This window comes from Pseudomonas lyxosi, from assembly GCF_047758685.1.
GTDB classification, from domain to species: domain Bacteria; phylum Pseudomonadota; class Gammaproteobacteria; order Pseudomonadales; family Pseudomonadaceae; genus Aquipseudomonas; species Aquipseudomonas lyxosi.
In genome coordinates this window covers 3634235-3647680 of the sequence record NZ_CP180481.1, presented here as the reverse complement: position 1 = coordinate 3647680, position 13446 = coordinate 3634235, and the positions used below count along the sequence as shown (strand labels likewise).

At 60.2% G+C, this 13446-nt stretch carries 13 protein-coding genes; 8 read left to right on the top strand and 5 right to left on the bottom strand.

Annotation, left to right across the window (positions count from 1 at the left end; all coding sequences use genetic code 11):
• The first annotated feature begins 25 nt into the window (after nt 1-25).
• Entirely contained in the window at nt 26-1363 is a 1338-nt protein-coding gene (locus ACMXYI_RS16760; RefSeq protein WP_415757143.1) for an amidohydrolase, read from the top strand.
• A 91-nt stretch (nt 1364-1454) separates the two neighbouring features.
• Here the strand turns inward: ACMXYI_RS16760 and ACMXYI_RS16755 are convergent, their stop codons facing one another.
• Nucleotides 1455-3128: a DEAD/DEAH box helicase gene (locus ACMXYI_RS16755; RefSeq protein WP_008146183.1), complete on the bottom strand. Its 1674-nt coding sequence runs from the start codon at nt 3126-3128 to the stop codon at nt 1455-1457.
• A gap of 421 nt (nt 3129-3549) precedes the next feature.
• On the opposite strand from ACMXYI_RS16755, the gene ACMXYI_RS16750 reads away from it, so the two are divergent.
• Nucleotides 3550-4341, top strand: coding sequence for a crotonase/enoyl-CoA hydratase family protein (locus ACMXYI_RS16750; protein WP_415768185.1), 792 nt, complete (start codon nt 3550-3552; stop codon nt 4339-4341).
• A 165-nt stretch (nt 4342-4506) separates the two neighbouring features.
• On the opposite strand, the gene ACMXYI_RS16745 is transcribed toward ACMXYI_RS16750, so the two are convergent.
• Entirely contained in the window at nt 4507-5262 is a 756-nt protein-coding gene (locus tag ACMXYI_RS16745; RefSeq protein ID WP_415768184.1) for a spermidine synthase, read from the bottom strand.
• A 149-nt stretch (nt 5263-5411) separates the two neighbouring features.
• Here ACMXYI_RS16745 and ACMXYI_RS16740 point away from each other — a divergent pair, with 149 nt between their 5' ends.
• Nucleotides 5412-6758 (top strand): class II 3-deoxy-7-phosphoheptulonate synthase, encoded by a 1347-nt coding sequence (locus tag ACMXYI_RS16740; protein ID WP_056740344.1) that lies wholly within the window; start codon nt 5412-5414, stop codon nt 6756-6758.
• Between the two features lie 109 nt (nt 6759-6867).
• Here the strand turns inward: ACMXYI_RS16740 and ACMXYI_RS16735 are convergent, their stop codons facing one another.
• A complete protein-coding gene (locus tag ACMXYI_RS16735) occupies nt 6868-8097 on the bottom strand; it encodes a winged helix-turn-helix domain-containing protein (RefSeq protein ID WP_415768182.1) in 1230 nt (409 codons plus the stop codon).
• A 64-nt stretch (nt 8098-8161) separates the two neighbouring features.
• Nucleotides 8162-8377, bottom strand: coding sequence for a DUF1127 domain-containing protein (locus ACMXYI_RS16730; RefSeq protein WP_008146193.1), 216 nt, complete (start codon nt 8375-8377; stop codon nt 8162-8164).
• Between the two features lie 95 nt (nt 8378-8472).
• Here ACMXYI_RS16730 and ACMXYI_RS16725 point away from each other — a divergent pair, with 95 nt between their 5' ends.
• A complete protein-coding gene (locus ACMXYI_RS16725; protein ID WP_111449021.1) occupies nt 8473-9327 on the top strand; it encodes a LysR substrate-binding domain-containing protein in 855 nt (284 codons plus the stop codon).
• Here ACMXYI_RS16725 and ACMXYI_RS16720 read toward each other — a convergent pair.
• On the bottom strand, nt 9317-10066 hold the full coding sequence (locus ACMXYI_RS16720) for a sulfite exporter TauE/SafE family protein (RefSeq protein ID WP_415768180.1): 750 nt from the start codon (nt 10064-10066) through the stop codon (nt 9317-9319). The genes ACMXYI_RS16725 and ACMXYI_RS16720 overlap by 11 nt on opposite strands.
• A gap of 112 nt (nt 10067-10178) precedes the next feature.
• On the opposite strand from ACMXYI_RS16720, the gene ACMXYI_RS16715 reads away from it, so the two are divergent.
• The 4 genes from ACMXYI_RS16715 (at nt 10179) to ACMXYI_RS16700 (ending at nt 13415) form a co-directional block, all read left to right on the top strand.
• Nucleotides 10179-11135 carry a LysR family transcriptional regulator gene (locus ACMXYI_RS16715; RefSeq protein ID WP_415768179.1) on the top strand — a complete coding sequence of 319 codons (957 nt, stop codon included), beginning with the start codon at nt 10179-10181 and terminating at the stop codon, nt 11133-11135.
• Between the two features lie 69 nt (nt 11136-11204).
• On the top strand, nt 11205-11666 hold the full coding sequence (locus ACMXYI_RS16710) for a MarR family winged helix-turn-helix transcriptional regulator (RefSeq protein WP_415773906.1): 462 nt from the start codon (nt 11205-11207) through the stop codon (nt 11664-11666).
• A gap of 281 nt (nt 11667-11947) precedes the next feature.
• Entirely contained in the window at nt 11948-12367 is a 420-nt protein-coding gene (locus ACMXYI_RS16705; protein ID WP_415768178.1) for an organic hydroperoxide resistance protein, read from the top strand.
• Between the two features lie 34 nt (nt 12368-12401).
• Complete coding sequence (locus tag ACMXYI_RS16700) at nt 12402-13415, top strand: alpha/beta hydrolase fold domain-containing protein (protein ID WP_415768177.1); 1014 nt, start codon at nt 12402-12404, stop codon at nt 13413-13415.
• Nucleotides 13416-13446 lie beyond the last annotated feature (31 nt).

Genomic DNA, 13446 nt, shown 5'->3' with positions numbered 1-13446 from the left:
AAAACAATAGTCATGGAGAGTCCCGATGCAGCTGACCCGCATTGCACAAACATGTTTGCTGACCTTGTTCGGCGCACTGGCCGGCCACGCCAGCGCCGACACACTGGAAGGCGCCCGCACGCACATCGCCGAACAGGCCAAAGCCCTGGAACCCGAGCTGCTGGAAACCCGCCGCGATATCCACGCCCATCCGGAACTGGGAAACACCGAAAAACGCACGTCGGAACTGGTCGCCAAACAACTCCGCGCCATGGGCCTTGAAGTGAAAACCGGCGTAGCCCGCACAGGCGTCGTCGCCATCCTCAAAGGCGCTCTGCCCGGACCGACCGTAGCATTGCGCGCCGACATGGATGCGCTGCCGGTCAAGGAAGTCTCGGACCTGCCTTTCGCCTCGAAAGCCAAAGGGACCTACCTCGGTAAAGAAGTCGACGTGATGCACGCCTGCGGCCACGACGCCCATACCGCAATCCTGCTCAGCACGGCGAAAATTCTTACCGGCATGCGCGACACCTTGCCCGGCACGGTGGTGTTCTATTTCCAACCGGCAGAAGAAGGTCCAAGCGATTTTATCCCCGACGGCAAAAACACCTGGGGAGCGAAAATGATGATCGAGGAAGGCGTGATGAAATCGCCGAAACCGGACGCGGTCTTCGGCCTGCATGTCTGGGCCGGCGTCCCCGCCGGCCGGATCGCCTATCGCCCCGGCCCGACCCTGGCCAGCTCCGACGACCTGCGCATTAAAATTCTCGGCAAACAGACCCACGCCGGGCGCCCATGGGACGGGATCGACCCGATCACCGTCGGCGCGCAAACCATCGTCGGCCTGCAAACCGTGGTCAGCCGCCGGACAGACATCTCGTCTTATCCGTCAGTGGTCAGCATCGGCACGATCAATGGCGGCACGCGTTACAACATCATTCCCGAGTCCGTGGACATGAGCGGCACCATCCGCTCCTACGACTACGCCATCCGCCAGAAGCTGCACGCCGACGTGCGCCAGACCGTCGAGAAAATCGCCGAAAGCGGCGGTGCCAAAGCTGAAGTGACGATCATCGAAAAGTATGACCCGACGATCAACAACCCGGCACTGACCGAAAAAATGCTTCCGACCTTGCGCTGGGCGGCCAAGGACGACGTGGTGCAAGGGCCATTGGTGGGTGGAGCGGAAGACTTTTCCTTCTACGCCAAAGAGGCGCCGGGGCTGTTTGTATTTTTGGGAGTCACGCCAAAAGATCAGGACATGAGCAAGGCTGCGCCGAACCATAATCCGGGGTTCTTTGTGGATGAGGCGGCGCTGGTGGTGGGCGTGCGGACGTTGGCGTCATTGGCCACGGACTATCTCTACGCCAACGCCAAACCCTGAGTCAGAAACCTGGCCCCCTAAAACGCAGACAAAAAAAATCCCCGAACCAGTCGGGGATTTTTTATGTTCGATCAATCAGCCCGAGAGCGGATCAATCTTCGCGATAGCGACGCAGCTTCAACTGCTTACCAGCAACGCGAGTGTCCTTCAGCTTGGTCAGCAGACGCTCCAGACCATCTTCCGGCAGCTCAACAAGGCTGAAGCTGTCACGCACCTGGATGCGACCGATTGCTTCGCGAGCCAGACCACCCTCATTGAGGATAGCGCCCAGCAGGTTCTTGGCAGCGATACCGTCACGCGCACCCAGCGCGGTACGGCAACGAGCACGACCTTCGGCCAATGGAACCGGAGCACGACGCTCACGATCACCACGGTCCGGACGATCACCGGTGCGCTCTGGACGATCGCCACGCGGTGCGTTGTTCGGCACCAGTGGACGTTCTTTCTCGATGGCAGCCAGGGTCAACGCTTGAGCGTTGGTTGCCTTGCGCAGCAGAGCAGCGGCCAGTGCACGCGGGGTGCAACCGATGTCGGCAGTCAGGCGATCCAGCAGATCACCGTGAGTCGATTCGGCATCAGCCACCAGCGGCGACAGGCTGTTGGTCAGTTTCTTGATGCGGGCATCGAGAACAGCCTGAGCGTCCGGCAGGCGAACTTCGGCAACTTTCTGACCGGTTACACGCTCGATCACTTGCAGCATGCGGCGCTCACGTGGAGTCACCAGCAGCAGTGCACGACCTTCGCGACCGGCACGGCCGGTACGGCCGATACGGTGAACGTAGGATTCCGGGTCGTACGGCATGTCAACGTTGAACACGTGAGTGATACGCGGAACGTCCAGACCACGAGCAGCAACGTCGGTCGCCACAACGATGTCCAGACGGCCATCCTTGAGGGATTCGATCACGCGCTCACGTTGGTTCTGAGCAATGTCACCGTTCAGCGCAGCGGCTTTGTAGCCTTTGGCTTCCAGGGCACTGGCCAGGTCCAGGGTCGCTTGCTTGGTGCGCACGAACATGATCAGGGCATCGAAGTCTTCAACTTCCAGCAGGCTCAATACAGCCGAGGTCTTCTGGTCAGCGTGAACCAACAGGTGAGCCTGTTCGATCGCGGTAACGGTCTGAGTCTTGGTCTGGATCTTCACGTGTTGCGGATCGCGCAGATGGCGTTCGGCAATGGCACGAATCGACTGCGGCAAGGTGGCCGAGAACAATACGGTCTGACGGGTTGGAGGCAAGGCCTTGAAGATAACTTCGAGGTCGTCCATGAAACCCAGTTTGAGCATTTCGTCAGCTTCGTCGAGAACCAGGTGGTTCACGGTCGACAGCACTTTTTCGTCGCGACGCAGGTGGTCGCACAGACGGCCCGGAGTGGCGACAACGATCTGTGCGCCATTACGGATTGCTTTCAGTTGTGGACCCATAGGGGCGCCGCCGTAAACGGCCACAACGGTAACGCCCGGCATTTGCTTGGCGTAGGTTTCGAAAGCGGTTGCTACTTGCAGCGCCAACTCACGGGTTGGCGCCAGGATCAGGGCTTGCGGCTCGCGCTTAGCAGGATCGATGCGATGCAGGATCGGCAGGGCGAACGCAGCGGTTTTACCCGTACCGGTTTGCGCCTGACCAATCATGTCGTGACCGGCCATGATGATCGGGATCGATTGCTGCTGAATAGCCGAAGGTTCTTCGTAGCCAGTCGCGATGACGGCTGCAAGAATGTTCGGATTAAGATTAAAAGCGGCGAAGCCGCCGGTTTCCTGGGTCATGGGTCTGCCTCTAAGTGCATCCGCAAAGACCCATGCTCCAAAGCTGCGCATGCCGTGTAAGACTCAAGAGTCGCCCTGGCTGCTTTGTCGGCGGGGATTTGCGAAAACGAATGAATGAAAAAGATTCGTCAAGGGAGAGTCCGCTGTGCGGACGTGCAGCCGAAGCTGACTTCGGGGAATTGCGCTACCTAAACGCGGCCCGGTTAAAGGCCGGCGCGCACTATACCGGAATTCGCTCAAAAAGGGAGCTTTATTTGTCGGAAAACTGCCGTTTACAGCGTTCTGTCACACGCTTTGCGGATAATCGGACAACGGTCTATTTTTCCAAGGCCCAGCCCTGCTGACGATCACGCTAAAACGGTTCACCCTTGTGACGCAGACCTGCCGTCTGACACACCCTTCCCGCCCGAGGAAATGCACCATGAATCAGCCCTGCTCCAGTCGTGTGAGCCGTGAACGGCACGGTCATGTCCTGATGATCGGCCTGGATCGGGTGGCCAAACGCAACGCCTTCGATCTCGACCTGCTCAACGAACTGAGCCTGGCCTATGGCGAGTTCGAGGCCGACAGCGAGGCGCGGGTGGCGGTGGTATTCGGCCATGGAGAGCATTTCACCGCAGGGCTGGATCTGGTCAGTGCCAGCGCAGCCCTGGCAGAAGGCTGGCAGGTACCGCCCGGCGGCTGCGATCCGTGGGGTGTATTTGCCGGCCCCAGAGTCAACAAACCGGTGATTGTCGCCGCGCAAGGCTACTGCCTGACCATCGGGATCGAATTGATGCTGGCCGCCGATATCAACCTGTGCGCCAGCAACACCCGTTTCGCTCAGAAAGAAGTGCAACGCGGGATCTTCCCGTTCGGCGGCGCCACGTTGCGCCTGCATCAGGTCGCGGGCTGGGGCAATGCCATGCGCTGGTTGCTGACCGGCGATGAATTCGACGCCCATGAGGCGTTGCACCTGGGATTGGTCCAGGAAGTCATGGCCAGCGAGGATCTGCTGCCACGGGCGATTGAGTTGGCTGAACGGATTGCCCGACAGGCGCCGCTTGGGGTTCAGGCGACGTTGATGTCTGCAAGGCAGGCGCGCTATGAAGGGGAAACAGCGGCGGCACAGGGATTGCCACCGCTGGTGAGGAAGTTGCTGGCGAGTGAGGATGCCAAGGAAGGCGTGCGGTCGATGATCGAGAAGCGGCCCGGCGTGTTCAAGGGCTGCTGACAGATTTGCTTTTGTGGCGAGGGGATTTAGCGAAACGTCGCACCGCCCCGTTCGGCTGCGGACCAGTCGTAAAAGTCAGTCGGTGCGATTTCGGGTTGAATGGTTTTGGGGCTGCTTCGCAGCCCAATGGGGATAAATCCCCTCGCCACAGGTGACCTCACCGCATCAAGTCGCGGGGCGGATTGCCTTGATCAACGACTGCAACGAATACCCCAAACGCGGCGCCAGCCCTTCGGCGCGGGCGATCAAGCCATCCATGTCCAGTTCCTGATCCAGCTCCGAAGGCACGAGCAAAATCACATTGCCCTCCTTCACCGGCAGTTCCCAGTAATGTCGGTGATAGAGCCCGCGAAACAAGGCGGCTCCCAACGGTTTGCCATCATCGGTGGCCCACTGATTGATCACCAGCCAGCCACACGGATTCAGGCGTTTCTGACAGTTTTCCAGGAAATTCCACGCCAGATGCCCGACACCCGGCCCGACATCGGTATAGAGGTCGACGAAAATCAGATCCGCCGGCTCGGCGGTATCGAGCAGTTCCAGCGCATCGCCCACCCGGATATACAGCCGCGGATCATCATCCAGCCCAAGGTATTCAATGGCCAGGCGCGGTACGTCTGGGCGCAGCTCGATGGCTTCGACGTCTTCCAGCGGCAAGAACTTGAGGCAGGCCTGGGTCAGGGTGCCAGCACCGAGGCCGAGAAACAGCGCGCTTTCCGGCTGCTCGTGGCACAACGCGCCAATCAGCATCGCCCGGGTGTAATCGTATTCGAGCCAGCTCGGGTCAGCCGTGAACACGCAGCTCTGTTCGATGGCATCACCGAACTCGAGAAAACGGTAATCGGCCACTTCCAGCACGCGAATCACGCCGAACTCATCCTGTACCTCGGCGAGCAGATGCTCGACGCGCTCCTCAGTCATTTCGTCTCCTGATCGTCACCGGGCCCGGCAACGTAATAAACCGCAGGGTTGAAGCGGCAAAGGCGCGATTGTCCGCGAAGCGACGGGAACAGGTCACGCACTAATTGCTGATAACATGACAGTCCGAGCGTAAAACACTAGAGACCGTGATGAGCCAACCCTGGAGCCCTGACAGCTGGCGCGCCCTGCCGATCCAGCAACAACCCCAATACCCCGACGCAGCGCATTTGCTGCACGTCGAGCAAACGCTGGCCAGTTATCCGCCGCTGGTGTTTGCCGGTGAAGCCCGGGAGTTGCGCCGTCAGTTTGCCGAAGTGACCCAGGGCCGCGCGTTTTTGCTGCAGGGCGGCGACTGCGCCGAAAGCTTCGCCGAGTTCTCCGCCGCGAAAATCCGCGACACCTTTAAAGTCCTGCTGCAAATGGCGATCGTCATGACCTTCGCCGCCGGTTGCCCGGTGGTCAAGGTCGGGCGCATGGCCGGGCAGTTCGCCAAACCGCGTTCGGCCAACGACGAAACCATCGATGGCGTGACCCTGCCGGCCTACCGTGGCGACATCGTCAACGGCATCGGTTTCGACGAAAAAAGCCGCGTGCCGGACCCGGAACGCTTGCTCCAGTCCTACCACCAGTCCACCGCGACCCTGAACCTGCTGCGCGCCTTCGCCCAGGGCGGTTTTGCCGACCTGCATCAGGTGCACAAGTGGAACCTGGACTTCATCGCCAACTCGGCGCTGGCGGAAAAATACAGCCACCTGGCCGATCGCATCGACGAAACCCTGGCCTTCATGCGCGCCTGCGGCATGGACAGCTCGCCGCAACTGCGCGAAACCAGTTTCTTCACCGCCCACGAAGCCCTGCTGCTGAACTACGAAGAAGCCTTCGTGCGTCGCGACAGCCTGACCAACGATTACTACGATTGCTCGGCGCACATGCTGTGGATCGGCGACCGCACCCGTCAGCTCGACGGCGCTCACGTCGAATTCCTGCGCGGCGTGAACAACCCGATCGGGGTCAAAGTCGGCCCGAGCATGAACCCCGAAGACCTGATTCGCCTGATCGACGTGCTCAACCCGGACAACGATCCGGGTCGTCTGAACCTGATTGCGCGGATGGGTGCGAACAAGGTCGGCGATCACCTGCCACAACTGATCCGTGCCGTGCAGCGTGAAGGCAAGCAAGTGCTGTGGAGTTCCGACCCGATGCACGGCAACACCATCAAGGCCAGCAGCGGCTACAAGACCCGCGATTTTGCGCAGATCCTTGGCGAAGTGAAGCAGTTCTTCCAGGTTCATGAAGCGGAAGGTACTTATGCTGGCGGCATCCACATCGAGATGACCGGGCAGAATGTCACCGAGTGCATTGGCGGTGCGCGGCCGATTACCGAAGACGGGTTGTCGGATCGCTATCACACCCATTGCGATCCGCGGATGAATGCCGATCAGTCGCTGGAATTGGCGTTTCTTATTGCCGAGACGTTGAAGCAGGTTCGACGCTAAATGATCGTTCCCACGCTCCGCGTGGGAATGCAGCCCGTGACGCTCCGCGTCACTGGACGCGGAGCGTCCCTAGAGGCATTCCCACGCAGAGCGTGGGAACGATCGGTACTCAATCACCGCTTAGCTGTGCCAATGCCACCCGCAACCGCGCCGCACTCGCCCGCGGGCAATTCAACTGAACCCGCTCAAGCCCCAGCCAATCCGCCATTCGCCGCAGATTGACCGCCAACGCCAGCATCCCCTCGTCATCCAGCCCCGGCTCTTCCTCATGCACAGCGTGCACCGCCAGCCTGCCCGACGCCCGCTCGGCGCGTAGATCCACCCGCGCGGCAATCCGTTCATTGTGTAAAAACGGCAACACGTAATAGCCGTAGATCCGCTTGTCCTGCGGCGTATAAATCTCCAGCCGATAGCGGAAATCGAACAGGCGCTCAGTGCGACTGCGCTCCCAGATCAACGAATCAAACGGTGACAGCAAGGCGCTGGCTTCGACCTTGCGCGGCACTTTTGGCTCAGGCAGACAATAAGCCGGTTGCCGCCAGCCCTGGACCTCACAAGCCAGCAACTCACCCGCCTCCACCAATTCCGCCAGGCGCGGACGGGCATCACCGGGACTCAAGCGAAAGTAATCCCGCAGGTCCTTTTCTGTTCCGACGCCTAACGCTGTCGCGGCATGCAGCAACAGGCCGCGCTGGGCCTCGGCCTCACTCAGCAGCGGCTGCGCAAGAATCGCCGAAGGAATCACCCGCTCCGGCAGGTCATAAAGCCGCTCGAACCCGCGCCGGCCCGCCACGGTCACTTCACCGGCGGCGAACAACCATTCCAGCGCATGCTTTTCCGCGCTCCAGTCCCACCAGGGCCCTGCGCGTTCCTGACGGGTCGACAGGCTTCCGGCCCCCAGCGCGCCCAGCTCCTCAACCGAGGCCAGCACCCGACGAATCGTGTCCTGCTGCTCACGCCCGAAACGTGCCAGTTGCTGGTAGATATCTTCACCACGGGTCGCGCGCAGCATGCGCCAGCGCATCAACGGGTACATCGACAAGGGCAGCAACGAGGCTTCATGCCCCCAATATTCGAAGAGCGTGCGTCGCCGGCCCGAACTCCAGGCAGCCTGGTCGAGCAAGTCGGATGAGTAATTGCCGAGGCGGGAAAACAAGGGAAGGTAGTGCGAACGCACCAACGCATTGACCGAATCAATCTGCAGAATGCCCAGCCGCTCGATCAGGCGATTGAGCTGAACCGGTTTGATCGCCGCTGGCGGCTGGCGCCCGTTGAATCCTTGGGCGGCCAGCGCCAGACGCCGAGCCTGTTTGATGGAAAAGGACAGTGTTGCGCGCATGAGCATCTCCTTGTCTGCTCGCAACCTACCTCACCGGGAGACGGTTTGTGTAGTTGTGTATGACTCATTTGTGCATCGGGTCATCCCAGAATGGGCGGATGGTTTCGTGCTCGACATCCGCACGACTGAGCCCGATATCCTTCAACGCTTCATCACTCATGCCCGCCAACATTTCACGCTCACGGTGCAGTTCGTACCAGCGATTGAATTTGTGCAGCAAATCAGAGATCAGGTGCACCGAGTGTTTTTCTACGTCGACATAACCTTTTTGACCTTTCATCTTGTTGCCCTCCGTTTGGATGGCTCAAGTGTCGCGCCGGGGCTAAGATCAATCCAACGAATGTTTCTGATGTAACACATCTCGGAGATTGATGAATGTCTGCCTTCCCAAGTATCGACACCGAAGTGCTGCGCACCTTTGTGGCCATCGCCGACCAGGGCGGTTTTACCCGGGCCGGCGAGTTGGTCAATCGCACCCAGTCGGCCGTGAGCATGCAGATGAAGCGGCTGGAAGAGGATGTGTTACAGCGTCAATTGTTCCAGCGCGACGGACGGCAGGTGCGGCTGACAGCTGAGGGTCAGGTGTTGCTGGGCTATGCCCGGCGCATCCTCAAGCTGCACAGTGAGGTGTTCAATACGTTGCGCGAACCGCACATGGTCGGCATGGTGCGCATTGGCACGCCCGACGATTACGTGATGCGTTTTTTGCCGGGGATTCTGCGGCGATTTGCCCAGACGTATCCGCTGATCCAGATCGAAGTGCACTGCGAATCATCAAAACAATTGCTGCTGCGCCAGGACCTGGACTTGACCATCGTCACCCGCGAACCGGGCAACGAGATCGGCCAGTTACTGCGCAAGGAGCATTTTGTCTGGGCCGAGGCGCAATGTTTCAGCGCCCATGAGCAAACGCCGCTGCCACTGGCGATGTTCAACAGTGATTGTTTCTGCCGCTTATGGGCCTGCAATGCGCTGGACGCCATGGGTCGCGATTACCGCGTGGCGTACAATAGCGACAGCCTGTCGGCGATCATGGCGGTGGTCAGCGCCGGACTGGCCGTCACCGCGCAACTCGAAAGCCTGATCACGCCCGACATGCGCATACTCGGTGAGGCCGAGGACCTGCCGATTCTGCCCGAGGCCAGCATCATGCTGGTGCGCAACCTGCACAACCCTTCGCCGATCACTGAGTGCCTGGCCGAACACATCGTCGAAGGCTTCAAACTTTAAGGGCGAGCATTACCGCGCAGAACACCAGGAACCCACAGAACAACCCGCGCAGCAGTCGCTCCGGCAGTGCGTGGGCGATCCTCACGCCCCAACTGATGCTCATCAGACCACCGACCGCCAAGGGCAGGCCGATCATCCAGTGCACCTGATGGTGCACCGCATAAGTCACCAGCGTGACACCCGTGCTCGGCAGCGCCAACGCCAGCGACAAACCCTGCGCAACCACCTGACTGGTGCCGAACAGACTGGTCAGCACCGGCGTTGCCACCACCGCCCCGCCCACGCCAAATAACCCGCCCATGGTGCCGGAGGCGGCGCCGAGTACGCCCAACCACGGCCATGAATAGTTCATCTGCACAGACGCTGGCGCGTTGGCGCAGAACATTCGCACCAGGTTGTAGGCCGATAGGGCAATCAGGAACGCGACAAATCCGACGCGCATGGTTTGCGCATCAATGCCCACCGCCCAGATCGAACCGATCCAGGCGAAACAGAACCCCATCGAAGCCAATGGCAGCGCATGGCGCAATTCAATCCGGTTGCGCTGGTGGTAACGCCACAGCGCCAGCATCACGTTGGGCACGACCATCACCAGCGCCGTGCCTTGGGCAATTTGCTGATCGAGGCCGAACAACACACCCAGCAGCGGGATCGCAATCAAACCACCGCCAATGCCAAATAACCCACCAAGGGTTCCGAGGGCAGCGCCAAACACCAGGTACATCAAAAACTCAATCACAGGCGATTTTCCCTTCACGTCAGGCTATTCATCCTACGCAGTCGGCGCTGGCGGGGAAACGCACAGCAACGCACAATGGCTGTGCCAACTCCGCACAAGCACTGACAACACCATGAACCCCAATCAATTGACCGAACAACTGGGTCTGTTCCTCGACGTGCTGGAAACCGGCAGTTTTTCTGCTGCGTCCCGTCGCCACCCGCTGACCCCTTCGGCAGTGGCTCGGCGCATCGACAGCCTGGAAAACGCCGTGGGCAGCCAGTTGTTCATTCGCAGCACCCACGCAGTGCGCGCTACGCCGGCGGGTTTGGCGTTTGCCGAGCGCGCGCGACGGATCGTGGCTGAACTGCGACTGGCCAGGGCTGAGGCGGTTTCCTTGAGCAGCGCACCGGAAGGCTTGATTCGGATCGACGCACCGGCAGCGTTCGGACGGCGACATCTGGCGCCGGTGATTGCCGACTTTCTGATGCTCTACCCCGGTCTCGACGTGCAACTGCACCTGATCGACAGTTTCGTCGACATGCAGGGTTTGAATCTGGGCAAAGTAGATCTGGTGCTGCGCGCCGGGCAAATGGCCGATACCCGGCTGGTGGCCACGCCGCTGGCTAGCATGGTGCGCATCGCCTGTGCCAACCCCGAGTATTTGCAACGGCGTGGCTTGCCGACCGATCCGGCGCAGCTGATTGAGCATGATGGTCTCGACTGGGATGGCCTGGCTCCGCCGTTCGCCTGGCGTTTCGAGCGGGACGGGCAGATGCACTTGCACCGCCCTGCGCGCATCCGCATGAGTGCCAACAACGCCGAGGCTTTGGTCTGCGGCGCGTTAGCCGGGCTGGGTATCGCGCACTTGCCAACCTGGTTGACCAGCGAATACCTGCTGCGCGGTGAACTGCTTCCGCTGTTCTGCGAACACGGCCTGCCACCACCGGAAACGACCGGTATTTATGCCTTGCGCCTTGAGCAACAACCCAATCCCCGCAGTCGCTTGTTGCTGGAATACCTGAAAACCCGCTTCAGCCCGATCCCGCCGTGGGATCTGGCGCTGCAAAGCACCCTGGACCGGCACTAGGCTAGAATTGTCTGGTGCATTAAAGATTCGCCCGCTAGATTTATGACGATCACTGATCAAGGCTTCGAAATGACTACCGAGCGCAACACCCCGGATAACTGCGACGACCTGCTGCTGGATAATCAGACCTGCTTCGCCCTGCATTCCACCTCGTTGCTGATGACCAAGGTCTACAAGCCGCTGTTGCAAGCGCTGGGTCTGACCTATCCGCAATACCTGGCGATGATGGTGTTGTGGGAACAGGACGGTTTGACCGTAGGCGAAATCAGCACGCGCCTGCTGACCGATCCTGGCTCACTGACGCCGTTGCTCAAGCGCCTGGAAGTCGAAGGTTTACTCAGCCGCACCCGCAGCCGTGAAGACGAGCGAGTGGTGATTGTCGAACTCACCGAACAGGGTCGTGCATTGCGGGAGCGGGCGCGCGGTATTCCCCAGTGCATCCTCGGCGCCAGCGGGATGACGCTGGAGAGACTGCAGAAACTGCAAGCGGAACTGCAAGTGCTGCGCAGCAATCTGCAAGACAGCCTGTAATCTTCAAACCACCACAAATCCCCTGTGGGAGCGAGCTCGCTCCCACATTTGCTTTGTGGTGTCCCTTCCTGCCTCGTTCCCCCCGTCAAAAAATTCCTCGCTGAAAATCCTGCCGCAACAGCTCTAGCTCAACACATCTAATCAGCGCCCCCCCCCCAAGCCAAAACTTTTTTTCAAAATTTATATTGCGCGCTAAATATCAGCGCGCTACATTTAGCTCGCACTTACTTAGCGCGCAAACATTTAGCGCAAAACACCAAAACTCGAACGAGGCTTACATCATGCAAACTCTCTACACCGCAATCGCAACCTCCACCGGCGGCCGTGACGGTCGTGCGGTTTCCAGCGACAACATCCTCTACGTCAGACTCGCCACACCCAAAGAACTCGGTGGTGCCGGCGGCGCAGCGACCAACCCTGAGCAACTGTTCGCCGCCGGTTACTCTGCCTGCTTCATCGGCGCGCTGAAATTCGTCGCCAGCCAGACCAAACGCAAAATCCCGGACGACGCCTCGATCACCGCCCATGTCGGCATCGGCCAGATCCCTGGTGGTTTCGGTCTGGACATCGACCTGCACATCAGCTTGCCGGGGCTTGAACAGGCCGATGCACAAAGCCTGGTCGACGCTGCACACCAGGTCTGCCCGTACTCCAACGCCACCCGTGGCAATGTCGAAGTGCGACTGCACGTTGCCGTCTAAACGCTGATTCCCAGTCCCGAACCAGGAAACGAACATGAGCACTTTCAGTAAAGTCTTGACCGGTACCCTTCTCGCCTTGTCCATTAACAGCGCGTTTGCAGGTGAGGGTGTTGAACACAACACCCAGGCGTTCCTCGACGTTCTGAACGCCGGCACCGGCAAACCGATGGAACAACTCACCCCTAAAGATGCCCGCGCCGTGCTGGTCGGCGCGCAGGCCGGGGTGAAACTGACGCTGCCAAAAGCCGATGTCAGCGAAAAGACCATTCAAGTCGACGGCCAACCGCTCAACCTGACCATCGTCCGGCCGGCCGGGGTCAAAGGTCCGCTGCCAGTGTTCATGTTCTTTCACGGCGGTGGCTGGGTGCTGGGGGATTTCCCGACCCACGAGCGTCTGGTTCGGGACTTGGTTAGCGGTTCGGGGGCGGCGGCGGTGTTCGTCAACTACACCCCGTCACCGGAAGCGCATTACCCGGTGGCGATCAACCAGGCCTACGCCGCAACCAAATGGGTGGCCGAGCATGGTAAAGAGATCAACGTCGACGGCAAACGTCTGGCCGTGGCCGGTAACAGTGTCGGCGGCAACATGGCGGCAGTGGTTGCGCTGATGGCCAAAGACAAGGGCACGCCGGCGATCAGGTTCCAGGTGCTGCTGTGGCCGGTGACTGACGCCAGCTTCGAGACGGCGTCCTACAACCAGTTTGCCGAGGGGCACTTCCTCACCAAAAACATGATGAAGTGGTTCTGGGACAACTACACCACCGACGCCAAACAGCGTAACGAGATCTACGCGTCGCCGCTGCGGGCGACCACTGCACAACTCAAAGGCCTGCCACCTGCCCTGGTGCAGACAGCCGGCGCCGACGTATTGCGCGACGAGGGCGAAGCCTACGCCCGCAAACTCGACGAGGCTGGGGTGCCGGTCACGTCGGTGCGCTACAACGGCTTGATCCACGACTATGGTTTGCTCAACGTGGTGAGCCAGGTGCCAGCAGTGCGTTCGGCGATGTTGCAGGCGTCCGAAGAACTCAAGCAACACCTCAAATAAGCGACAAATCGCAGACACAAAAAAGCCCGAC